The 21045-nt window shown below is 69.3% G+C and carries 19 protein-coding genes and 2 pseudogenes; 5 read left to right on the top strand and 16 right to left on the bottom strand.

From position 1 onward, the window contains the following. Position 1: 1 nt before the first annotated feature. Together ASF26_RS02345 and ASF26_RS02340 are read right to left on the bottom strand one after the other, a co-directional pair. Positions 2-1366 (bottom strand): 8-oxoguanine deaminase, encoded by a 1365-nt coding sequence (locus ASF26_RS02345; protein ID WP_056248963.1) that lies wholly within the window; start codon positions 1364-1366, stop codon positions 2-4. Positions 1367-1431: 65 nt separating this feature from the next. Further along, complete coding sequence (locus ASF26_RS02340) at positions 1432-2439, bottom strand: hypothetical protein (RefSeq protein ID WP_056248960.1); 1008 nt, start codon at positions 2437-2439, stop codon at positions 1432-1434. A 233-nt stretch (positions 2440-2672) separates the two neighbouring features. On the opposite strand from ASF26_RS02340, the gene ASF26_RS02335 reads away from it, so the two are divergent. The 3 genes from ASF26_RS02335 to ASF26_RS02325 all read left to right on the top strand — a co-directional run bounded on the left by ASF26_RS02335 (position 2673) and on the right by ASF26_RS02325 (position 5889). Next, positions 2673-3413, top strand: a complete 741-nt coding sequence (locus ASF26_RS02335) for a GntR family transcriptional regulator (protein WP_056163970.1) — start codon at positions 2673-2675, stop codon at positions 3411-3413. A gap of 154 nt (positions 3414-3567) precedes the next feature. After that, entirely contained in the window at positions 3568-4242 is a 675-nt protein-coding gene (locus ASF26_RS02330; RefSeq protein WP_056248958.1) for an isochorismatase family cysteine hydrolase, read from the top strand. Between the two features lie 54 nt (positions 4243-4296). Next, positions 4297-5889, top strand: coding sequence for a regulator (locus tag ASF26_RS02325; RefSeq protein ID WP_200925874.1), 1593 nt, complete (start codon positions 4297-4299; stop codon positions 5887-5889). Positions 5890-6029: 140 nt separating this feature from the next. Here the strand turns inward: ASF26_RS02325 and ASF26_RS02320 are convergent, their stop codons facing one another. The 13 genes and pseudogenes from ASF26_RS02320 to ASF26_RS02265 all read right to left on the bottom strand — a co-directional run bounded on the left by ASF26_RS02320 (position 6030) and on the right by ASF26_RS02265 (position 17734). After that, entirely contained in the window at positions 6030-6266 is a 237-nt protein-coding gene (locus ASF26_RS02320) for a DUF2171 domain-containing protein (RefSeq protein WP_056248955.1), read from the bottom strand. 12 nt (positions 6267-6278) lie between these two features. Beyond that, positions 6279-6875: a ferritin-like domain-containing protein gene (locus tag ASF26_RS02315; RefSeq protein WP_056249773.1), complete on the bottom strand. Its 597-nt coding sequence runs from the start codon at positions 6873-6875 to the stop codon at positions 6279-6281. Positions 6876-7070: 195 nt separating this feature from the next. Then, positions 7071-7679: a hypothetical protein gene (locus ASF26_RS02310; protein WP_056248949.1), complete on the bottom strand. Its 609-nt coding sequence runs from the start codon at positions 7677-7679 to the stop codon at positions 7071-7073. A 161-nt stretch (positions 7680-7840) separates the two neighbouring features. Continuing rightward, on the bottom strand, positions 7841-8053 hold the full coding sequence (locus tag ASF26_RS02305) for a hypothetical protein (protein ID WP_056248946.1): 213 nt from the start codon (positions 8051-8053) through the stop codon (positions 7841-7843). Positions 8054-8494: 441 nt separating this feature from the next. Further along, positions 8495-9865, bottom strand: a complete 1371-nt coding sequence (locus ASF26_RS22450) for a calcium-binding protein (RefSeq protein ID WP_244475809.1) — start codon at positions 9863-9865, stop codon at positions 8495-8497. A 76-nt stretch (positions 9866-9941) separates the two neighbouring features. Further along, positions 9942-10262: pseudogene (locus tag ASF26_RS23010) on the bottom strand (calcium-binding protein); the annotation flags it as partial. A 74-nt stretch (positions 10263-10336) separates the two neighbouring features. Beyond that, positions 10337-10722 (bottom strand): annotated as a pseudogene (locus ASF26_RS23610) (hypothetical protein); the annotation flags it as partial. Continuing rightward, a complete protein-coding gene (locus ASF26_RS23000; RefSeq protein ID WP_200925871.1) occupies positions 10619-11146 on the bottom strand; it encodes a hypothetical protein in 528 nt (175 codons plus the stop codon). The gene ASF26_RS23000 and the pseudogene ASF26_RS23610, both read right to left, overlap by 104 nt. Before the next feature lie 475 nt (positions 11147-11621). Next, entirely contained in the window at positions 11622-12698 is a 1077-nt protein-coding gene (locus ASF26_RS02285; protein WP_056248930.1) for a glycosyltransferase, read from the bottom strand. Between the two features lie 10 nt (positions 12699-12708). After that, entirely contained in the window at positions 12709-13659 is a 951-nt protein-coding gene (locus ASF26_RS02280; RefSeq protein ID WP_056248927.1) for a galactosyltransferase-related protein, read from the bottom strand. A gap of 32 nt (positions 13660-13691) precedes the next feature. Further along, entirely contained in the window at positions 13692-14801 is a 1110-nt protein-coding gene (locus tag ASF26_RS02275) for a glycosyltransferase (RefSeq protein ID WP_056248923.1), read from the bottom strand. A 16-nt stretch (positions 14802-14817) separates the two neighbouring features. Next, a complete protein-coding gene (locus ASF26_RS02270) occupies positions 14818-15690 on the bottom strand; it encodes a galactosyltransferase-related protein (protein ID WP_056248918.1) in 873 nt (290 codons plus the stop codon). Beyond that, positions 15680-17734 (bottom strand): HAD-IIB family hydrolase, encoded by a 2055-nt coding sequence (locus ASF26_RS02265; RefSeq protein WP_056248915.1) that lies wholly within the window; start codon positions 17732-17734, stop codon positions 15680-15682. Before ASF26_RS02265 ends, ASF26_RS02270 begins: the two co-directional genes overlap by 11 nt. A gap of 72 nt (positions 17735-17806) precedes the next feature. Here ASF26_RS02265 and ASF26_RS02260 point away from each other — a divergent pair, with 72 nt between their 5' ends. Continuing rightward, entirely contained in the window at positions 17807-18847 is a 1041-nt protein-coding gene (locus tag ASF26_RS02260) for a glycosyltransferase family 4 protein (RefSeq protein WP_056248912.1), read from the top strand. Between the two features lie 8 nt (positions 18848-18855). Further along, positions 18856-20061: a glycosyltransferase family 4 protein gene (locus ASF26_RS02255; RefSeq protein WP_056248909.1), complete on the top strand. Its 1206-nt coding sequence runs from the start codon at positions 18856-18858 to the stop codon at positions 20059-20061. Here ASF26_RS02255 and ASF26_RS02250 read toward each other — a convergent pair. After that, a complete protein-coding gene (locus ASF26_RS02250) occupies positions 20049-21032 on the bottom strand; it encodes a hypothetical protein (protein ID WP_056248907.1) in 984 nt (327 codons plus the stop codon). The two genes, ASF26_RS02255 and ASF26_RS02250, sit on opposite strands and share 13 nt — an antisense overlap. Positions 21033-21045: the final 13 nt, after the last annotated feature.

Raw genomic sequence — 21045 nt, 5'->3', positions numbered from 1 at the left:
GTCAAACCGTGCCGAACAGGTGCCGGGCCAAGTGCGTGTGCTCCGCGCGAAGCCGGCGCGTGTCGAGGCCCACCGGGTGCCCGTCGATCACCCGCCATTGCCCGGCGACCATCACCCGGTCGGCCCGGTGCGCCCCGCACAGGACCAAAGCGGCGAGGGGATCGTGGCTGCCGGAGAAGCGCAGTTCGTCCAGGGTGAACAGGGCGAGGTCGGCCTCGCGGCCCTCCTCGATCCGTCCGATGTCGCTGCGCCCGAGGCAGGCGGCGGAGCCCTCGGTGGCCCAGCGCAGGGCGTCGAGATGGGTGACCTTCTCCGCGCCGTAGGTGAGGCGGTTCAGCATCAGGGCGTGGCGGACGCCCTCCATCAGGTTCGAGTTGTCGTTCGAGGCCGAGCCGTCGACGCCGAGACCCACGGGGCTGCCCGCCGCCTCGAGCTCGCAGGTCCGGCAGCAGCCGGACGCCAGGGTCATGTTCGAGGTCGGGCAGTGGCAGATTCCGACCCCCGCCTTGCCGAGGCGGGCGACCTCCGCGTCGTTGAAGTGGATGCCGTGGGCGAGCCACGCGCGCGGGCCCATCCAGCCGACCTCTTCCAGGTAATCGACCGGGCGCAGCCCGAAGGTCGACAGGCAATAGGCTTCCTCGTCGAGGGTCTCCCCGAGATGGGTGTGCAGGCGGCAATCGTGGCGCTCGGCCAGCGCCGCGCTCTCCTGCATCAGGCGCTTCGACACGGCGAAGGGCGAGCACGGTGCCAGCCCGATCTGCACCATCGCGCCGGGCGCGGTGTCGTGGAACAGGCCGAGCACCCGTTCGCTGTCACGCAGGATGGTGTCGTCGTCTTGAACCAGGGTGTCCGGCGGCAGGCCGCCGTCCCGCACCGACACGCTCATCGAGCCACGGGTGACGAAGGCGCGGATGCCGAGGCTCCTCGCCTCCTCGACCTGGATGTCGACGGAGGCCTCGAGCCCCTTGGGGAACAGGTAGTGGTGGTCGCCCGCCGTGGTGCAGCCCGACAGCAGGAGTTCGGTATAGGCCAGCCGGGTCGCTAGGCGGAACGCATCCGGGGTAAGCTTGTCCCAGACCGTGTAGAGCGCCTTCAGCCAGGGAAACAGCGGCTTGTTGATCGCAAGGGGATGGGCGCGCGTCAGCGTCTGGAAGAAATGGTGATGGGTGTTGACGAGGCCGGGAATGACCACGTGGCGCGAGGCGTCGAAGGTCTCGTGCACGGGCGCCGCCGGTGTCCCGCCCGACGCCACGCGCTCCACGATGCGCGATCCCTCGACGACGATGCCGCCGGCGGATTCCGCCGCGAGGATCGCCAGCGGGTTCCTGATCCAGAGGCGGCGGGCTCCGGCGTCTCGTTCGCTCATCCTGGCTCCCGATGTCAGGCGCCCCGGAGCGGAGCATATTTCAGGCCGTTCGGGTATCCGTGCATTCAGAAGATGTGAAAAGCGATGCCGGCGAGGAAGCTCTTCTCTTCGTTCCCCTTGAAGTTCGCGCGATCGACGTTGCCGAACTTGTTCAGCCAGTACTGGAACCCGATGAAGGCATCGAGCTTGTTGGGCTGGTTCCAGATCAGCTTGCCGACATCGAGGACGAGGTTCGTCCGCGACAGGAACTCGACGCCCGTCCCCGGATAATAGCCGCCCGGATAGTTGAACGGGTCGCGGATGCCCTTGCCCTTGGGCGTCACGATGTTGTTGAAGCCGGCGATGCTCAGCGGAATGTTGGGGATGAAGGTGAGCGGGAAATTGTAGACGATCTCGAACTCGGGAACGGTGTCGAAGCTGACGTCACGGTCGGGCTGGAAGTTGAAGCCGTTGCGGTTCCATTCCTTGTAGGCATGGGCGCTGATGTTGAGGAAGCCCGCCGGCACGTCGACCGAGAAGGTCAGGCCCCCGACGACGTCGCGCTTCTTGGGGCCGAAGGCGGTGTTCTTCGCGTTCGCATCGAAACCGAAGGAGAGCGAGACGTCCTTGACGATGCCCGGAATGGCGAAGGCCTTGGTTCCGGTGAGGGCGTTCAGGCTGAGGGTGCCGCGATAGAGGCCGTAGGCTTCCGTGGCGCCGTGATCGTATTGGGCGAAGCCGCCCGGGACGTTGGTGGTCCCCGCCGGGTCCTGGGACGTCGATTGCAGGATGTCGAGGGAGAAGAAGTTCGTGCCGTAGGCCCAGGCGTCGGCGTGGGAAATGTTGGTGATGTATTTCGGGATGTCGCGATTGCGGAAGCTGCCATCCGCCTTCTGGATCTGCACGCCCGGCTCCGCGGCCGGGAACTGGTAGCGAAAGCTGACCTGCGTATCGGAGAACAGGAAGAAGGACGGCGCCTTCACCGGCGCCGGCTCGGCGACCTTGAGCGTCTTCACCGGATCGAGATCGGCCGCCATGCCGCATCCGATCATGCCGAGTGACAGAGCCGCGGCCGTGAGCCCCCTTGCGACCATCGTTCTTCTCCTCATTCGCAACGTCTGAGGGGATCTCCGCAACCGATGTGCCATGGCGGGCCGCCGGCCGATCGCCGATGGGAGGAGTCATAAAATTGCAACGAATTCCCGGCCCCGTGCCGCGACGTCCTCCCGTTGCGGCACGGGGGAAACTCGTCGTACTCATGGCGCGCGCAGGCTGATGGCGCGCAGGCCGACCCTGCGCCGATCGCGTGTCATGAACCGAGACCACAGTGCCTGCGTCCCCGACCCGCTCCGAAAGCCTGTCCGACAGAATCGCCGACGCCATCCTGTCGGGGGAATTCCCGCCGGGCGCCCGGCTGGACGAACAGGTCCTGGCCACGCGCTTCGGCGTCTCGCGCACGCCGGTGCGCGATGCCCTTCGCCTCCTCAACGGCACCGGCCTGATCGACCTGCGCCCCCGCTTCGGCGCCACCGTGCGGACGATCACGCCGGACCAGCTCGACATGCTGTTCATCGCCATGGGCGAGATCGAGGCGACCTGCGCCCGCCTCTCGACCCTGAGCATGACGCCCGCGGAGCGCGCCCAGCTTCGGCTGCTGCATGAGCGCATGGGCGTCCTCGCCGAGGCCGGGGACCACGACAGCTACGTCGTCGCCAACCAGGACTTTCACGGGCTCCTCTACGAGGGCGCCCACAATACGGTGGTGGACGAGATCGCCCGCAATCTGCGGCGGCGGCTGACGCCGTACCGCCGCGTCCAGTTCCAGGCACCGGGGCGGCTCGCCCGCTCGCATGCCGAGCACGGCCTCGTCGTCCGCGCCGTCCTCGCGCGGGACGCCGCCGCCGCGAATTCCGCGATGCTCGTCCACATGAGCGTCGTCGAGGACGCCTTCGAGACCCTCGACGCCCAGAGCGCCGCCGCCCGCGAGGCGGCCGGCGAACGGGCGCGGGACCGGCTGGAGCGGCCGGCCGCTCCGCTCCGCGCGGGCAAGGCGCGCCTGCAACGCTGACGGCACCGGCTCCCCCCTAGGGGCATGCATAGATGCTCGCCAGGGCGAGGCGAATCTTCGGGCATCGAAGTGTATGGTTTGGGCAAGGATTTCCCCATCCTTGCATACATGATGAGGCGCAGTCAGCCCGATTCGCGATTGGGAGAGGCCTCTCATGCCCAACCTCCTCGACGCCCAGCCGTCCCCGCTCCCCTTCGACGCGTCGAGCACGGCCCTTCTCATCATCGACATGCAGCGCGACTTCCTCGAGCCCGGCGGCTTCGGGGAGAGCCTCGGCAACGACGTCTCGCTCCTCGCCTCCGCCGTGCCGCCGACGAGGGCCCTCCTCGACGCGGCCCGCGCGTCCGGACTCCTGGTCGTGCATACACGGGAGGGCCACCGCCCGGACCTCTCCGATGCGCCGCCGGCCAAGCTGGAGCGCGGCGAGCCCACGGCCCGGATCGGTCAGCCCGGGCCGATGGGCCGCATCCTGATCCGGGGCGAACCGGGGCACGACATCATTCCCGCCCTGGCGCCGCAGGATGGGGAGCCGGTGATCGACAAGCCCGGCAAGGGCGCCTTCTACGCCACCGACCTCGCCGACGTGCTCGCGGCCCGCGGCATCGCGACCCTTCTCGTCTGCGGCGTGACCACCGAGGTCTGCGTGCACACGACGGTGCGCGAGGCCAACGACCGCGGCTATCGCTGCGTCGTCGTCGCCGATGCCTGCGCGTCGTACATCCCCGAGTTCCACGCCGCCGGCCTCGCGATGATCAAGGCGCAGGGCGGCATCTTCGGCTGGGTCTCGGATTCGGACAGCGTCATCGCTGCCCTCGGCCGGCACGGCTGAACCCCTTTTCCCGGCGCGGCGCACTCGCCTCGCCCTGGCACGATGGAGGGCACCATGGCGATCGGCATGACGAACACGGCCGGCGCATCCCGCCGCCCGGCCCTCTGGGTGCCCGGCGACTGGAACGCGTTCTTCGGCTTCGGCACCAACATCCTCGTCAACATGCTGGTGCTCACGGGCCTGCTGCGCTTCGTCCTCGGCATGCCCGACGCGATCACCTTCGGGCGCATCCTGCCCGCCGTCGGCCTGATGCTCTTCCTCTCCACCGCCTATTACGGCTGGCTCGGCTACCGGCTCGCCAAGACCAGCGGCCGCGACGACGTCTGCGCGCTGCCCTCCGGCATCAGCGTGCCGCACATGTTCATCGTGGTCTTCGTCATCATGCTGCCGATCAAGCTCTCCACCGGCGATCCGGTGAAGGCCTGGGAGGCGGGGCTCGCCTGGGTGTTCATCCAGAGCTTCATGCTGATGATCGGCGGGTTCATCGCCCCCGTCATCCGGCGCATCACGCCGCGCGCGGCGCTCCTCGGAACCCTCGCCGGCGTCTCCGTCACCTTCATCGCCATGCGCCCGGCACTGGAGCTGATCCAGACCCCGGTGATCGGCGTCGTCGCCTTCGCCATCATCCTGCTCGCGTGGTTCGGCGGCGTGCGCTATCCGGGCCGGCTTCCGGCCGGTCTCGTGGCCATCCTGTTCGGCATGGCCGTCGCCTGGGGCGCCAAGCTGGTCGGTATCGACATCGGCGGGGTCAGCGGCCCCGGCCTGACGAGCGCGCTCTCCGGCATCGGGTTCTCGGTGCCGCTGCCGGCCATCGGCCACGTCTTCGGCGGCTTCGAGTTCATCGGGATCATCCTGGTGACGGCGATCCCCTTCGGCATCTACGACCTCGTGGAGGCTATGGACAACGTCGAGAGTGCGGAAGTGGCGGGCGACGCCTACCCGACCACGCAGGTGCTCACCGCCGACGGGATCGTCAGCCTGATCGGGTGCCTCATGGGCAACCCGTTCATCAACGCCGTCTATATCGGCCATCCCGGCTGGAAGGCGATGGGCGGGCGGATCGGCTATTCCTTCGCCACCGGCATCGTCGTTCTGCTGCTCGCCTGGCTGAACCTGATCTCACTGATCTCCAGCGTGGTGCCGATCGTCGCGATCTCGCCGATCCTGCTCTATATCGGCATGCTGATCGGGGCGCAGGCCTTCCAGGAGACGCCGCATTCGCACGCGCCCGCCATCGTTCTGGCCTTCGCGCCGCATCTCGCGGCCTGGGCCAAGACGCTGATCGACGGGGCGCTGGGGGCGGCCGGCACGAGCGCCGCTGTGGTGGGCATGGACAAGCTCGGGCAGGTCGGCGTGCTTTATCACGGCCTCGCCGTGCTCGGCGAAGGCGCGATCCTCGGCGGGCTGATCCTCGGCGCCATCGCGACCTTCATCATCGAGCGCGACTTCCCGAGGGCCTCGGCCTTCGCGGCGGCCGGGGGCGTCTTGACCTTCTTCGGCTTCATGCACGGCCCCGCCGTCGGCTTCGCGGTGACCCCGACCCTGGCGCTCGCCTACATGCTGGTGGCCGGCCTGCTCTTCGTGGCGGCCCGGGGCGCGGTCCCGGTCCCGGCGATGGCACCGACCGCGCACGCGCCGGCGGAGTAGGTTTCGCGTCGCTCGCGGGCATGGACGAATCCGTCCGGTCTGGGGCGCGGCCTTCGGTCCCGATGCCAGACCGGGGTGAGGCCGGAAAAAAGGGGTCGCTTCATCGGCAACCCCTTCGTATCCCGGCCCGACGCGCCGCGCTATTCCGCGGTGCCCCATTCGTCCTTGGCCTGGGCAGAGGTCCGGTTCAGCTTGACCTTGCCATCCTCCACCGCATCGATCGAGTCGATGTGGAGGAAGTGGTGCCGACCCTCGGCTTCGGGATCGGTCCGGGTGAGCTTGATGCGCTGCCCGTCGAGGTGGTCCACCGTGCCCACATGCCCGTCATCGGAACCGACGACCGGCATGTGCTCCTGGATCTTGCTGGTATCGACCATGGTGCGATCTCCCTACTCGGCCTTAATCTTGGCCTTGGACCCGGACTCAACTTTGGCGCCCTTCTTCCGGGGAGCCGGCTCGCCCTCCGTGCCGGCCTCGTCTTCGGTCCCGGCCTCGTCGGAGCCCTCCACATTGAGGCTCAGGGCGATCTGCGTGAGGAGTTCGTCGGTCTTCTTCTCCTCCTGGAGGGTCTCGTCGAGGAGCTTGGCAGCGTCCTCGTAGCCGAGCTGCCTCGCCCAGGTCTTGAGGGTGCCGTAGCGGGCGATCTCGTAATGCTCGACGGCCTGTGCGCAGCCGATCAGGACCGCGTCCGCCGCCGGGCTGTCGCCGAAGTCCTCGAGATCCTCGTCCATCTCGGCGGTCAGGCCCTGCATGGCCTCGCAGGTCTTGGCCCGCGCCGACTTGCCGATGATCTCGAACACCTGCTGGAGGCGCTCGACCTGGACGGCGCTCTCCTCCGCATGGGTCTCGAACGCCTGGCGCAGCTCGTCGTGCTCGGCGGATTTGGCCGACTTCTTCAACGCGCGAACGGATTGCTTCTCGGCGTAATAGACGTCCTTGAGGGTCTCATAGAAAGCATCATTCAAGTTTTTCTGTTTGGCGGCCATGGACATCATTCCACTTCAACGAGTGTATTATTCCGTACCGACGCGTCATGGCGCTGTCAGTCATCCAAGGAACGCTCGCTTTGCCTTGAGGCTCCCAAAAATGAGAGATCTATATTTGGGGGAAAACTATGGGGATCGCGCTCGGCCGTGGAACCTTTCGCCGTCAGGCTGCCATGCTTGGCGGTCGCGCCGAGGTCAGGACGCGGCGGGAGGATGGAGCCGCAGGCGTCCGGCCTCCCCGTGGGCCGTGAACCAGTCCCGCTCGGCGTCCCAGGGGTGGCCCGACCAGCCGGCGAAGCCGAACCCATAGACGTCGATCGGGGGCAGGGACGGGCTCCGCCCCTCGAGGATGGCGAGCGCCACCAAGAAGCCCGTGCTCGGATTCGGGGTGCCGGAGACGCGGGGGGCGAGCTGCTGGCGGGCGCGGTCATGCAGGGCGGAGGGCAAGACATGGACCGGGCGGTGGGCGAGCTTGTCCCGCAGGGGAGCCGTCCAGCAGACGCGCTCATGCGCTCCCTCCTCGTCCGGCGAGAGTTCGGGGAAGGCCAGCAGGTAAGTGCGGGCCTGCCGGATCACGGGGCGATCGAGGAACCCGTCATCCTCCACCCAAGCACGGGCCTGGCCTCCGCGATTGACGAGGGCGAGGAGGGTCACGCGCGATCCCGCCGGGCCGCCGAAACCCGCGGCGTTGTTGAAGCGCACCACGCAGGACGCCCCATCGATAGCCTGGCCGTGATCGCCGATCTCCGGCGCGTTGCCGACGAGGGCGAGGTGGGGATCGTCGATGTCCGGCCATGACGACATGGGTCGAGTTCCTTGAACAGGCCGCCGGTGCGGGGTCTCGCGGATTGGCGTTGGGTCCTGAGCAGGTTTCGCAGAAGTGGCCCCCGGTTCTGCGATCGAAAACCTGCGACACAGCAAAGAGCTAAGCCGGGTGGTGCGTTGGCTTGCCAACGCGAGCCTGCTTAGGCCGGTCCGTCCGGCCGGGCCAAGGACGATCCCGGCGCCGTCCGCTCCAGGGCGTTGAGGGCGTCCGCCATCGCGTGCGCGGCTTCCCGACCCAGGCCGACCTGCCGGACGCTCTTCACCAGCGCCGGCTCCAGAGTCTTGGTGTCGTAGACCGTCCATCCTCCGAGTTCGGGAGCGATGGCGTAGACGGCATGCTCGTTGTCGTTCATGGCGTGCCTCGCATTCGAGGAGAGAGGATAGGGCGCGCAGGCCCGACTCCCAGCCTTGCGCGGCGGCCCCCTTGCGCCCGCGCCGCGTCTTCACGCCCTGTCAGCCGCCGGAATCATGGTGCACTGGTTCGGACAACACGCAAAAGCCCGCCTCGGCCGAAGCCGGGCGGGTGAAGTTTTGCTCATAGGAAGGCTCCCCGAGAGGAGCGACATCATCTTGGCCCTTCTGGTATACCAGCGTCAAGCCCGGAAGGTCACCGGGTCGGCGGAAACCGCCGCCTCGTCGGCTCCGGCGCCTCTCCGAGAGAATCGTCGCCCCATTCTGCACCGAGATCCTCGGAAGAGAGCGGCGAGCCGTCGGCTCCCCGCTCCTCGTGTGGCTTTGTCGGCGGGTCGGGCCATCCGGAGCCGGAGGGCGATCGACCGCCGGGGGAGCCCGCGTCAGACGATGAACGACCCGCTGTCGAGGACATGATGACCCTGGAGGAGGACGGCGAAGTCGGCCGCTCCGTCGCCGTTGGTATCACCCTGCAAGAGGGTGTTGCCGCCGCCGAACTTCATCCGCAACTCGCCGGCCTCGCCCGAGAACGCCTCGGTTCCGACGAACTGGAAGCCCTGGTCTCCGGCTAGTCCCGAATTCGCATCGATCGCGCTCAGGTCGATGCGATCGCCCGCGGCGAAGTCGAAGTCCTTGACGATGTCGCGTCCGCCGATGGCGACGTCGCTGTCGGTGACGTCCTTGAACACGAAGGTGTCGGCACCGCCCCGGCCGTAGAGCAGGTCACGGCCGTCGCCGCCGTAGATCTCGGTGTCACCGGCATTGCCGTAGATCTCGTTGTTGCCGGCATTGCCGTTGGCGACGAGATCCCCGTTTCCGCTCAGGACCATCTTTTCCGTATTGGCTTCCATCGTATGGCTGACGGTCGCGCGGATCGTGTCGTAGCCTTCGCCCGGCTGTTCGATGGCGCGATCCCCGGCATTGTCGATGACATAGGTGTCGTTGCCAGTGCCGCCGCGCATCGTATCGGACCCGCTGCCGCCGAGCAGGGTGTCGTTGCCGGCATGGCCCGTGACGACATCGTCGCCGGCACCGCCGCTCAGACGGTTGTTGCCGTCATTGCCGGTGATGTCGTTGTCGAGGTCATTGCCGGTACCGCTGAAGTTGCGCGTTCCCGTCAGAATGAGGTCCTCGACATTGGCGGAGAGGCCGTAGCTCACCGAGGCATAGACCGTGTCGTGGCCCTGGCCCGGGAGCTCCACGATCTTGTCGCCGACCCTGTCGACGAAGTAGGTGTCGTCGCCGAGACCGCCATGCAAGACGTCGTTGCCGGTCCCGCCGTCGAGACTATCGGCTCCGCCATTGCCGAACAGGATGTCGTTGCCGCCGGCGCCATTGAGTACGTTGTCCCCGCCGGTGCCGAAGATGGCGTTGTTCAAGGCGTTGCCCGTCCCGTCGAGGTCACCGGCTCCGGTCAGGACGAGGCGCTCGAGATTGGCCCCGAGGGTGTAGTCGATCGAGGAGCGCACGGTATCGTTGCCCTCCTGGGTCAACTCGACGACCTGATCGCTTGCATCATCGACCACGTAGGTATCGCTTCCGGTGCCCCCGCGCATCGTGTCCGCGCCGGTACCGCCGATGAGGGTGTCGTTGCCGCCTCGTCCAGCGAGAGTGTCGTTTCCGGCGCCGCCGTCGAGACGATTGTTGGCTCCATTGCCTACGAGGCTGTTGTCGCCCTCGTTGCCGGTGGCGCCGATGGCGGCGGATCCGGTGAGGATGACGTTCTCCAAATTGGCGCCGAGGCTGTAGGTCACCGACGAGCGGACGGTATCATTGCCTTCGCCGGCGGCCTCGATGACCTGATCGCCCGTGGAATCCACGACGTAGACNATTGGCGCCGAGGCTGTAGGTCACCGACGAGCGGACGGTATCATTGCCTTCGCCGGCGGCCTCGATGACCTGATCGCCCGTGGAATCCACGACGTAGACGTCATCGCCGGCCCCGCCGCGCATGATGTCGTCGCCCGTGCCGCCGATGAGGACGTCGTCGCCGCCGCGGGCGGTGAGGCTATCGGCGCCGCCCCCGCCGTCGAGGCGGTTGTCCCCGTTATTTCCGGTGATGCCGTTGTCGAGAGTATTGCCTGTTCCGTCGATGTCGCCGCTGCCGGTGAGGACGAGGTTCTCAACATTGGCGGGGAGGGTGTAGGTCACCGACGAGCGGACGGTGTCGTCGCCCTCGCCGGCATCCTCCACCACGGTGTCGCCGGCCGAATCGACGATGTAGNACATTGGCGGGGAGGGTGTAGGTCACCGACGAGCGGACGGTGTCGTCGCCCTCGCCGGCATCCTCCACCACGGTGTCGCCGGCCGAATCGACGATGTAGATATCGTCGCCGCCGCCGCCGATCATGGTGTCGTTGCCGGCGCCGCCGTCGAGGATGTCGCCGCCGTTGCCGCCGCGCAGCGTGTCGTCGCCATCGCCGCCGGTCTGGGTGCCGCCCGCGTCGATGACGATGTCGATGAGATCGGGGGTGGCGTCGAGATTGAGGCCGACCAGGGAGACCGTTTCATCGAGGGTTCCGAGCCGTCTGGGTGCCGCCCGCGTCGATGACGATGTCGATGAGATCGGGGGTGGCGTCGAGATTGAGGCCGACCAGGGAGACCGTTTCATCGAGGGTTCCGAGCAGGATGTCCACGGTGCCGCCGACGAGATCCGTGACGAGGGTTCCGACGCTCCCGAGGATCCCGGCACTCGTTTCCGATCCTAGGTCGACCGGCTGAAACGGCAGGTCGATCGTCGCCAGGACCGTATCGCCGAGCTTCACCTCGACGCCGTCATAGCCGCCGCTGGCCGAGACCGTTCCGGTCGTCAGGCCGGTCGAGGCTTCGATCTCCCAATTGCCGGTGTAGTTGTAGGTGAGCCCATTCGCCTCGATGGTGAGAACGTCGAACGTATCCGTGCGGCTGCCGCCGAGTAGGAGATCGCCCACGCTGTCGACGAGGCCGGTGAATGTGAGATCGGCACCACCCAGATTGGGAACGAAGAAATCGCGAACGTCGAAACCAGCATTGGTCAGGATCGATACGGTGGCCATTGTTTTCTCCAAACNATGTGAGATCGGCACCACCCAGATTGGGAACGAAGAAATCGCGAACGTCGAAACCAGCATTGGTCAGGATCGATACGGTGGCCATTGTTTTCTCCAAACCCACAAATCGAGAACGACGGGATAGATTGAAGATCATGCCGGCTTACATGGCATGGCGGGCACTTGATGCCCGAGCTGCAAAGACCGAGCCTCCTCGATCGGTTCCGGAGCAATGGCGTGGTTGCTACATTATTGGCGGTTAGGTACGATTTAATACTTAATGATCATTTTCGTATGCTTCATGAACTGTATTCATTTTGCTGCAGTGAGTTATCGTTTTGTGCCGTGCAGCATTCGACGGAGATCGGAGGCTAAATCCTTCGATTTCGAGCCGTTTCGGGTCGTCCGATCGGGCCTGCCAGTGCGACCGCGCGGCAGCGGCCGGGCAAGGGATCCCGGCCGGTGCCGCGTCCCGCTCTTCCTATCGATCCCGGCCGCCGGGGTGCGAACGTCGGACGTCGGCGTACAGCGCCTCACACGCGTTCAACCAGACGTCGTGGGTGAAGTGGCGGAGGACGCGCCCATGCGCGCTGCGTCGCGGGATGGCCAGCGCTCGCCCGATCGCGTCGGCGAGGGCGATGTTGTCTCCGGGCCGGGCGAAGGCGCCCGCCTCGCCGATGACCTCGCGGGCTGCTCCCCTGTCGATGCTGGCCACCGGCAGGCCGCAGGCCATGGCCTCGATGGCGACGAGGCCGAACGGCTCGTCCCAGCAGGGGGTGAACAGGAAGACCGAGGCCCGGCCGATCTCCGCCGCGAGGGAGGCCCCGTCGAGATGGCCGCCATAGCGGATCGCGCCGCCGAGGAGTGGCCTGACCGCCTCTTCCCAGTATGGGGCGTCCTCCGTCGAGCCGAAGAGGGTGAGGGCGATGCCCGCCTTCCGCGCCGCCTCGATGGCGAGGTGCGTCCCCTTGTAGGGCGTGATCCGGCCGCACCAGACGGCGCTGCCGTCGCCACGGTCGCGGTAGGGCCAATCGGCCGGGTCGATGCCGTTATGGAGCACCGACACTCCGGGCGGCGCCCCATCCGGGAACCAGGCATGCAGCTGCCCTTGCGACGTCACCGTGATCCGATGCGAGGGGGCGACACCGTCGTGAACGAACCAGCGCAGGGCATCGTAGGGCGGGACGTGGAGGGAGGTGACGGTGGGCACGGCCTCCGTTCGCCCGCGCGCCAGGGGCAGGCGGCTGAGGCTGTTGTTGTGGACCACGTCGAAGCCCCCGGCGGCGATCCGGTCGCAGGCGGCGGCGTAGCCGGCATCGAGATGAGCGATCAGCGCCGGGTTGCCGGTATGCTCCTGGCCGGGGAACGTCCGCTCCTGGTGCTCGGGCAGGACCGGGTCAAGGGTGAAGCGCGGGTCGCTGTCGCCGGAGGCGAACAGCACGACCTCGTGGCCGCGGGCCTGCAGCCCCCGGGCGAGGTGCCAGCTATGGGCCTCCATGCCGCCCTTGAAGGGCTGGGCGATGGGCTGGCGCACATGGGCGAGGAGCGCGATCCTCATCGGATGGCTTTCATGCCGGCTCGGGCTCCGCCGCGAGGGTTCCGGCCCGTTCGGCGAGGGCGGCGTTGCGCGCATCCAGGATGCGGATGACCGAGGCGGTGTTCGAATAGGGCTGGTGGCTCTGCTGGCCCGTGAGCACCAGATCGTCGGCATCCGGGCGGCGCAGGATGCGGATCGGCCGGCCGGGCGTGTCGTCGATCAGGCCCATGAGGCGGAACGCATGGAGCCAATGGCCCATGGTCCGGTAGCCCCACTTCGCCTCGAACAGTTCGGCGTTGCGCACCACGCTGTCGAGATGGTGGATCGGCGGCATGTGGTGCGGGTGGTACTGGTGATAGACGCGCGCGCCTTCGAGCCAGGCGATGGCGATGCCGCGCTGGTCGAGGAGCTTGCCGAAATCGGTGTCCTCGCCGCCATAGCCCACATAGCGCTCGTCGAAACCGCCGACGCCGAGGAAGGTCGCCTTCCGCATGGCGAAGTTCAGGGACCAGAAGCAGCGATAATCGTTGCAGATCTCGATCCCCTCGGCCGGCGGGCCGCGCCGGTCCGAATGCCGGACGGCGATATCCGCGAACCCGTCGGAGCTCCACGCGCCGGCGGTGGCCCCGCCGGGGAGATAGAGCACCTCGCCCATCAGCAATCCGTCGCATTCGCCGAGGCGACGGGCGTAATCCGCCACGAGGGTCGGCGCGGGGATGCAGTCCACGTCGAGGAAGACCACCGCCTCCCCCGACGCGGCCGCCACGGCGCGATTGCGTGCGGCGGCCAGCGGCAGCGGGTCGCCCGCCACCGGGATCTGGCGGATCGGGAACGGCGCCTCCGGCAGGTCGTAGGGCTGGTCCTGCATGCGGGCGACGACGAGTTCGGCGGGTGCTTGCGTCTGACGCATCAGGCCGAGGACGAGGTTGGTCAGATGGGCAGGCCGTCCCTTGGCCAGCGTCACGACGGAAACGGTCGACATTCTCGAAGTCCGATTTTGGGAAGCGGAAGGGCTCAGGGGGCGGGCGCGCCGGCCCAGAGTTCGTCGGTGAGGGTTTCGAGCCAGCCGGCGGCGCGGGCGGCGGCGTCCGGGGCGTGGAGCGGGCGCAGGGTCTCGCCGTCGAGCCGGCGCGCCCGGTCGAGGAGATCGCGCCAGCCCTGGAGGTCGCCGGGCCAGTGCGGGGCCTGCACGGCGACGCCGAGGCGCACCAGGGCCTCGGCCTTGCGGGTCTGCTCGCCGAAATAGCGCCATTCGGGCATCACCACGAGGCGCCCGCCCACCCGCGCGACCTCGTGGACCGTGTTGTCGCCGGCGGACGCGATGACGATGTCGGCGGCCGCGAGGTAGTCGGTCACGGACGGCACCCAGCCGAGTTCGCGCAGGTTGCCGAAATCGGTCTCGTGGCCCTCGCGGTGGGTCGGCCCCAGGGTCAGCCAGAGGGCGTCGGGCACGGCGCGCGCCGCCACGGTGAGGGGCGCGTAGGGCGTGCCGCTGCCCCCGCCGCCGGTGACGGCGACGACGATCTCCCGGTCGGGATCGAGCCGCAGGCGGGCGCGGGCCTCGGCGCGGGGGAGCACCGGATCGACGCTGGTGCAGAGGCCGCCGCTGTAGAAGGTCCTGGCGCGCAGATAATCCGGGTAATCGTCCTGCTCCAGCCGCTCGTCGAAGGGGGCGAGCATGCCGATACAGGCCTCGTAGGCGCCCACATGGCCGATGTCGGAGCGGTCGCCGTGCATGCGGATCTGCACGGCCGGCACGCTCGCCGCGCGCGCCAGCAGGGCGATCTCGGCCGAGACGTCCACCACGAACAGGCCGACCTCCCGGTCGTCGAGATGCTCGAGGATGGTGCGCATGGTCCGGCGCGTCTCCCTCACGCCCAGCGGCACGCAATGCATCACGCGGGGCGTCGGCTCGGCGAACAGGCGCGCGGTGGGCACCCTGGCGCCGATCATGTCGGGCAGGGCGACGATCTCGATGTCGCGGGAGAACCCGTCGAACAGGCTCGGATCGGCGGTGAGGACGGAGACCGGCCGCGTGGCGGAAAACTCGGCCACCACGGCGCGGGTGCGGTTGGCGTGTCCGCGCCCCTGGTGGTGGACGAAGAAGGCGATGGGTTTCGTCATGGGGCTCGGGTCGGGGTCAGGAGAACAGGCGCGTGCCGGGCTGCCGGGCGGCGGCGATCTCGGCGGGGTCGGGGGTGCGCAGGCGCCGGATGGAGGTGGCCTGCGCGTCCCAGGCGATGAGGCCGGCCTCGCGGAACTGGCCGAGCCAGTATTCCATGCACCAGCTGCCGTGCCGGGCATGGAAGCGGGTGGCGTTGCGCAGGATCGACTCGAAATGCGGCAGGGGCGGCACGTGGACCGGGTGATGCTGGTGGTAGGCCCGCGCCCCGGCGATCCAGAAGGTCGGCAGGCCGGAGGCCGCGAGGCGCAGGGCGAAATCGGTTTCTTCGCCGCCATAACCCGAGAAGCCCTCGTCCATGCCGCCGACGCTGCGGTAGGCCGAGGCCGGGAGGGCGAAGGACAGGCCCCAGAGCTCCCGCGCCTCCGGCTCCGGGCGCAGTCCGGTCTCCGGGATCGGGGGCTTGGCCGGATGCACCCGCCCGGCACGGTCGAGTGCCTCGCAATCGAGGCTGGCCCCCACTGCGCCCTCGGGCAGGTAGAGCACTTCGCCCAGCAGCAGCGCCTCGGCCTCGGCTCCGGCATAGGCCGCCACCAGACCCGGCCCGGGGATGCAATCCACGTCGAGGAAGATCAGGCGCGAGCCCTGCGCCGCCTCGGCGGCGCGGTTGCGGGCGGCGGCCAGCGGCATCGGCTCCCCTGGTACGTGCAGGTGCCGGACGGGACAGCCGGGATCCGGCAGGTCGTGGGCCGGCTCCGGCTGCATCCAGGCGATCACGAGTTCCAGGGGCGCCTCCGTCTGTTGGGCGAGCCCGCGCATCAGGTTGCGCAGATGCCCGTCCCGGTGGCGGACCAGTGTGAGAACGCTCACCGAGCACGCTCTAGCCGGCATGGACGGGCATCTTCCGGAAATGCGCCACGCCCTCGATGACGCCGCGGGCATGCGAGGCGCGGGCGACGTAGGAATGGCCGAGCGCCGCATGGGTGGCGAGGTCGTCGGAGAAGTTGGCGACGATGATCGCCTGTCGCCGCACCCGCAGCATCTCCACGTCGTTGCCGGAATCGCCCGCCACGAACACGTTGCCCTCGGCGAGCCCGTACAGCGCGCGGACATGGTCGACCGCCGTCCCCTTCGAGGCCGCCGGCGGCAGCACGTCGAGGTAGCGGCCGTGGCTGTGGATGATGGAGGCGGCGAGGCCCGAGGCGTCGAGCCTGCCCCGCACGCGCCGGGCGGTGGCGGCATCGCCGAAATAGCTGAGCTTGTGCGGGCGCTGCTCCAGGGGGCCTTGCGGAACGAGGTCGGGAACCTGCCCGAGCACGGCCCGCACGTCCTCCCGGCTCCAGCCACGGGAGACCGTGTCCCGCCACGCCCGGTCGGCGGTGTAGCTCACCCCGTTGGCGTCGAGATGGTAGATCTCCGACCCCACCGACGTGATCATCACCTGGGGGCGCGGGCTCGCCTGCTGCTCCAGGATCGCCATGGCGCTGTGGAACGACCGCCCGGTGGCGACGCCGAAGGCGAGGCCCTCCTGCTCGCTGCGCCAGAGGCGGAACGCGGTGAGGCCGGCGTCGCACCCGACCAGGGTGTTGTCGATGTCGCAGATCAGGAGCTGGCGCGGATGGCTCGACGGCGCCTCGGCCGCCCCGAGGGCGCGCAGCAGGGCGTGGTAGCGCAGGGCGTGCCGGTCCCAATCGTAGGCCGCCGCCGCCCGCTCGCCGCCGGCGACGTAGCGGTCGCGCAGGCCGGGCTCGGTGAGGATGCGCAGGCAGGCCCGCGCGATCCCGGCTGGATCGCGCGGATCGACGAGGAGGCCGTTGCCGCAGGTCTCGACGATGTCGTTGGGACCGCCGCTGTCGGTGGCGACCAGCGGCAGGCCGGCGGCAGAGGCCTCGAGCAGGGTCAGGCCGAAGGGCTCGTTGAGGGCCGGGTTGACGAACACCCCGCCGCGCTCGCGGGCATAGGCGTAGAGGGCCGGCACGTCGTCGGGGCGGTGGGTCTTCGGATAGGCCACAAGCCCGTAGAGATCGTGGCGGTCGATGAGCACGAGGAGGTCGCGCATGGTCTCGGCCATGCCGCCGTCGAGGTCGTCGAGGTCGTCGCGGGTGCCGGCCACGAGGACGAGGTTGGCCCGCGCCTGCAGTTCCGGGCTCTCGCCATAGGCGGTGACCAGGGCGGCGAGGTTCTTCCTCGCCACGGGCCGGGCCAGCGCGAGCAGCGCGGGTTTTCCGGGCTCGCGCAGGAAACGGTCGATGGAGGCGTCCACCCTCGGGCAGGTCCGCGCCGCGTGGAAGCGCGCCAGGTCGCTGCCCGGCGGCAGCACGCGGATGCGGCCGGGATCGTAGGCGGCATAGGTCGCGTATTGCACCTCGGCCTCGTCGCGCGAGGAGGCGATGACCAGGGCGGCGCGGGCCAGGGCCGTCTCCTCGGCCGCGATCCGGTGGGCCAGGGACGGGGTATCCGTCGGCGGCCGGCCCATGGCGCGGGCCTTCACCCGTCCGAGGGAATGCGCGGTGAACACGAAGGGGATGCCGAGCCGGTCCTCGACCAGGGCGGCGACGGCGGCGGCGTCGGCATAATGCGCGTGGATGATGGCAGGGCGCACGGGCTGCGCGGCGATCCAGGCGACGAGGGCTTCGGAGAAGCTCGCCACCTCCCCGTGCAGCGCTTCCTTGGGCAGGTAATCCGGCGACGCGCTGGCGAGTCGCACGATCGTCACCTTGTCCGATACGGCTTCCTCGGGCACGGCGTAGTCGGCTCCGAGCGCACTCTCGAACAGACGGGTGGCGATGACGATCCGGTCCGAGGCCGGGTCCCGGTCACAGGCCCGGACGAGATCGAGCAGGTAGCGGATATGGCCGCCCGTATCGGCGGTGAGGCCGTAGGCGACGTCGTCACCGCGAAGACATCCTTGAAGCGCGATATGAAGAACGAACATCAGCGGCGGGGTGCCGGCGCGTCAACCACGGATAAAATGTCGACTTTCATACCTAAAACACAAGAACAACCCGTGATCCGTATCGCGCAGGTCGCAACCAACATCTTTCCGACCCCTCCGACGCATCATGGCGGGACGGAGCGCGTCATCCATGATCTCAGCATAGCACTGCGAAACTTGCAGGTTGAGGTAACGCTCTTCGCCCCGGCGGACAGTGTGACAGATATACCAAGGGTCGGGGATCATCTCAGTCTCGCCGCCCTGGAGGCCCGTGAGGGCCGCGTGGCTCCGGGGGTGCCGGCGGCCCTCGAAGCGCTCCAGATGGAAGCGCTTGCCCGCCGCCTCGACGATTTCGACATCGTCCATTGCCACGGCGAGTTCGCGCATGCGCCCGTGCTCGGCGCGCGGCGATGCCGCAGCCTGACGACCGTGCATTGGCGCGTGGACGAGCGCGACCGGGCGCTGTTCTTCGCCGGCTTCCCCGACCTGCCCGTGGCGGCGATCTCGGCGGCGCAGGAAGCCGGCATCCCGGCGGCGAACCGCGCCGGCATCGTCCATCACGGCATCGCCCGCGACCGTTACGCCCTACGGAGCGAGCCGGAGGGCCATCTCGCCTTCATCGGCCGGATGACCGACCAGAAGCGGCCCGACGTCGCCATCCGCGTCGCCCGCGCGGCGGGCCTGCCGATCCGCCTCGCCGGAACCGTGGATGTGGGGAACCCGGATTACTTCGACCGGGCGGTCCGCCCGCTGCTCGGTGACGACGCCGTCTATGTCGGCCCGGTGGACGATTCGGCCAAGGGCCGGCTCCTCGGCGGCGCGCGTGCCCTGCTGTTTCCCATCGACTGGCCCGAACCCTTCGGCCTCGTGATGATCGAGGCGATGGCCTGCGGCACTCCCGTGATCGCCTGGAACCGGGGCTCCGTGCCCGAGATCGTCGAGGACGGGGTCACGGGCTTCGTCGTCTCCTCCGAGGCCGAGGCGGTGGCGGCCCTGGCGCGGGTGGGCGAGCTCGACCGGGCGCAGGTGCGCCGCCGCTTCGAGGCGCGCTTCACCGCCGAGCGCATGGCCGCCGACTACCTCGCGATCTACCGGCGCCTGCTCGGCCGGTGAGCGGGCACATGCGCACGGCGCTCATCGCCTGGGACTATCCCCCCGCCCCGAGCGGCCTTTCCACCGCCGCGCGCGAGATCGCCGAGAGCCTGAGCGCGCTCGGCGTCGCCGTCACGGTGTTCACCCTCGACCGCACCGGCTCCGGCGACCATGCGGGCGTGAAAATCGAGGGGATCGGCCTCCCGCCGGGCTCCGCCCTCGCGCGGCTGCGCCTGTGGGGATCGGCCGGGCACCTCGCCGCGCCCATCGCTTTTCGCCGGGCGGTGCTGCGGGCCCATGCCCGGCATCCCTTCGATTGCATCGAGGCCACGAACTGGTATGGGCCGGCCGCCCTCCTCGGAGGCGGCGCGGCCCCGCCCCTGGTGACCCGCAACTCCACGCCGGCCGCCTTCTCGCGCGAACCGGCCGCTTCCCTGCGCGACCGCCTCGACGGTCTCGCCGCCGACCGGCTGGAACGCCGGCAGGCCAGGGCGAGCGCCGGCCTGATCTCGAACACCGGCGAGCACGCGGCGCGGATGACGGCGCTCTACGGCCTTCATCCGGCCCGGCCCCATATCGTCCGGCCCCATGCGGTGATCGGCCTGAGCCTGCCCCCGGAGATGCTGGAACGCGCGCGTGCCGCACCCTACCCGGAGGCCGCGGACGGCCCGGTCCGCCTGCTGTTCGTCGGCCGGGCCGAGCCGCGCAAGGGGTTCGACCTCCTGCTCGCCGCCGCCGCGATCCTCGGTGCCGACTGCGAATCCGGTGCGCTTCCTCTCTTCGAGATCGCCCTCGTCGGCGTGCCCGAGGCCGATCTCCCGGCGGATTGTCCCGCCGCCGCGCGACGGCGCCTGCACCCCCTCGGCCGGATCGACGCCGTGGCCCTGGAGGCCGCCTATGCGCGAGCGCATGCGGTGCTCGCCCCCTCGCGCTACGAGAGTTTCGGCCTCGTCTACCAGGAGGCCCTGGCCCATGGCCGCCCGGTGGTGGCCTGCGCCGAGGATGCCAGCGCCCGCGTCTTCATCGGTGGGCCGGGCGCAGGCCTTCTCGCGCGGGAAGCGACGGGGGCGGCCCTGGCCGAGGCCATCCGTCCGCTGCTCTTGGATTCCGCCCTGCGCCTGCGCCTGCGGGACCGCGCCCTGGCGGCGAGCGGGGCCTTCGACCGGGCGCGGCTCGGGGCCGAGACCCTGGCGCTCTACGAACGCGCCATCGCGTCGGCGGGTCAGGGCCGGTAGGGGCGCAGCAGCGCCGTCTCCTCCTCCGGCCGCCCCCGGCCGGGATCCATCGCCTCGTAGCGCCGGGACCGCGCCTCCACGTGGGCGCGCGAGAGCCGGTGCTCGATGGCGCCGTGGAGGGTGATGAAGCTCCGCCGCCACGCGCCGCCGAGATCGGGACGCTCATGAACACGCCCGCGGAAGCGGACATGCGCGCGATTCAGACGGTACTGAACGTCCGGATAGACATCCGACAGGATTCCATCGACGCAGTTGCGCCGGGGCAGGCCGATGGAGAGGACGTCTCCCTCCTCGGCCAGGGCGGCAAGGGCCGGAAGCAGCTCACCCACGGCGGGCGCGAGCGCCTCGTCGGCGTCGAGCTGGAGCATCCAGACGCGCCGCGACAGGTCCTGCAGGGCGTTGCGCTGGGCCGCGAAATCGCCGGCGAGGGGCCGGGCGGCGATCCGCACGGCCCCGGAGGGATAACCGGCGATGGCGGCGGAAACCGGCTGGCTGTCGGGGGCGTCGACGAGGATCGCCACGTCGCTCGTCCAGGCCGCATGGGCGGGAAGGCGGGCCAGCACGGAGTCCAGATCCTGCGGCCGGCAGAGGAGGCCGAGCGAGACCGTCGCCGGCGACGCGGCGTCGAGATCGAACAGGTCGCCGCCGGCGGCCCCCTCGGAATGCGGATGCAGCAGGGCCGCCCGGTCGGCCTCGCCGACCGCACTCACGCCACGGCGCAGCCGGGTGGCGGCAAGGCGCAGAGTGTAGATGTCGAGACCGTAGGGCGCTTGCGGATCGAGGCGGAACGCGCGCCCGGCCAGAGCCCGCGCGAGATCGGCCCAGCATGCGGCCGGGTCCGCCCCGTCTTGGACAAGCACGCCGCACGAGGCACAGGCGATGGGAAACGCCCGCCGCCGCCCATCCTCGTGGACGATGTGCCGGTCCGTCGGCGCGAGGCTATCGGCCTCACAGACGAAACAGCGTCGCATGGTTCTCCCTCAT

The organism is Methylobacterium sp. Leaf93 (assembly GCF_001422345.1).
Lineage (GTDB): Bacteria > Pseudomonadota > Alphaproteobacteria > Rhizobiales > Beijerinckiaceae > Methylobacterium > Methylobacterium bullatum.
This window is presented reverse-complemented; position numbering and strand designations above follow the sequence as displayed.

What these genes read in the sequence shown, in the direction of transcription:
- ASF26_RS02280 (WP_056248927.1), bottom strand. Translation starts at nt 13,659, where the DNA reads ATGTCGACCGTTTCCGTCGTGACGCTGGCCAAGGGACGGCCTGCCCAT.
- ASF26_RS02255 (WP_056248909.1), top strand. Translation starts at nt 18,856, where the DNA reads ATGCGCACGGCGCTCATCGCCTGGGACTATCCCCCCGCCCCGAGCGGC.
- ASF26_RS02305 (WP_056248946.1), bottom strand. Translation starts at nt 8,053, where the DNA reads ATGAACGACAACGAGCATGCCGTCTACGCCATCGCTCCCGAACTCGGA.
- ASF26_RS02285 (WP_056248930.1), bottom strand. Translation starts at nt 12,698, where the DNA reads ATGAGGATCGCGCTCCTCGCCCATGTGCGCCAGCCCATCGCCCAGCCC.
- ASF26_RS02265 (WP_056248915.1), bottom strand. Translation starts at nt 17,734, where the DNA reads ATGTTCGTTCTTCATATCGCGCTTCAAGGATGTCTTCGCGGTGACGAC.
- ASF26_RS02340 (WP_056248960.1), bottom strand. Translation starts at nt 2,439, where the DNA reads ATGGTCGCAAGGGGGCTCACGGCCGCGGCTCTGTCACTCGGCATGATC.
- ASF26_RS02315 (WP_056249773.1), bottom strand. Translation starts at nt 6,875, where the DNA reads ATGGCCGCCAAACAGAAAAACTTGAATGATGCTTTCTATGAGACCCTC.
- ASF26_RS02330 (WP_056248958.1), top strand. Translation starts at nt 3,568, where the DNA reads ATGCCCAACCTCCTCGACGCCCAGCCGTCCCCGCTCCCCTTCGACGCG.
- ASF26_RS02270 (WP_056248918.1), bottom strand. Translation starts at nt 15,690, where the DNA reads ATGCCGGCTAGAGCGTGCTCGGTGAGCGTTCTCACACTGGTCCGCCAC.
- ASF26_RS02345 (WP_056248963.1), bottom strand. Translation starts at nt 1,366, where the DNA reads ATGAGCGAACGAGACGCCGGAGCCCGCCGCCTCTGGATCAGGAACCCG.
- ASF26_RS02310 (WP_056248949.1), bottom strand. Translation starts at nt 7,679, where the DNA reads ATGTCGTCATGGCCGGACATCGACGATCCCCACCTCGCCCTCGTCGGC.
- ASF26_RS02320 (WP_056248955.1), bottom strand. Translation starts at nt 6,266, where the DNA reads ATGGTCGATACCAGCAAGATCCAGGAGCACATGCCGGTCGTCGGTTCC.
- ASF26_RS02250 (WP_056248907.1), bottom strand. Translation starts at nt 21,032, where the DNA reads ATGCGACGCTGTTTCGTCTGTGAGGCCGATAGCCTCGCGCCGACGGAC.
- ASF26_RS23000 (WP_200925871.1), bottom strand. Translation starts at nt 11,146, where the DNA reads ATGGCCACCGTATCGATCCTGACCAATGCTGGTTTCGACGTTCGCGAT.
- ASF26_RS02275 (WP_056248923.1), bottom strand. Translation starts at nt 14,801, where the DNA reads ATGACGAAACCCATCGCCTTCTTCGTCCACCACCAGGGGCGCGGACAC.
- ASF26_RS02325 (WP_200925874.1), top strand. Translation starts at nt 4,297, where the DNA reads ATGGCGATCGGCATGACGAACACGGCCGGCGCATCCCGCCGCCCGGCC.